The 675-nt window shown below is 60.3% G+C and carries 1 protein-coding gene and 1 pseudogene; both read left to right on the top strand.

All coding sequences use genetic code 11. The annotated features are described in order from the left end of the window. Nucleotides 1-467, top strand: a 467-nt coding sequence (locus AK963_RS34250; RefSeq protein ID WP_175404770.1) for a hypothetical protein, incomplete at its 5' end; no start/stop codon positions are given. Between the two features lie 12 nt (nucleotides 468-479). Next, nucleotides 480-675 (top strand): annotated as a pseudogene (locus AK963_RS35015) (hypothetical protein); the annotation flags it as partial.

Here is a 675-nt window from a genome sequence, read left to right as displayed (position 1 = left end):
GCGATCTCTACACCGCCTCTGGCGACAAACTGACCGAGCTGTACAACTACCGTGGCGATCTCGAATCCCAGGCTCAAGAGCTGCTCAACGCCAACCAAGACGTCGACTTCCTCGACCTCAACCAGCTTTCCGGCGTCGAGAGCCAGTTCAATAACATCAATGACCTGGTGTCCCGATACGGAGCTACTGCCGCCGGTGACGAGATCAGCCAGCTTCAGGCACTTCTTGGCCAGAACCGCACCCGTCTCGAAACCGACGCCGCCAACGTAGCCGCCGCCCAGAACCAGGCCGCGAACGAAATCACCCGTATGCTCGACAGCTCCGGCAACATCATCGCGGGCAACCTGCCGTTCAACGAATTTCTCACCGAAGAAGAGTACCTGGCCCTGATGCGCCAGCAGGAAGAAGAGGAAGACAACCCCTTCCTCAACCCCACCTTCGCCGCATCGGTCGGCATCAAAGTCTAAGGAGGAACGCTTATGTCAGGTGCAGCAATGGCATCAGGAGCCGCATCAGGAGCCGCAGCAGGGACAGCGATCCTCCCAGGCTGGGGTACCGCTATCGGTGCCGGTCTCGGAGCCTTAACATCTGGAATGCAGGCCGGAGCCGCCGCCGATCAGGCCGCACAGGCCGCCTCCCTGCAACAGCAACAGTTACAGGAGCAGCGTCGTCAGT

Source organism: Endozoicomonas atrinae, assembly GCF_001647025.1.
Taxonomy (GTDB): domain Bacteria; phylum Pseudomonadota; class Gammaproteobacteria; order Pseudomonadales; family Endozoicomonadaceae; genus Endozoicomonas; species Endozoicomonas atrinae.
The sequence above is the reverse complement of the archived record's forward strand: the minus strand, read 5'-3'. Positions and strand labels throughout refer to the sequence as shown.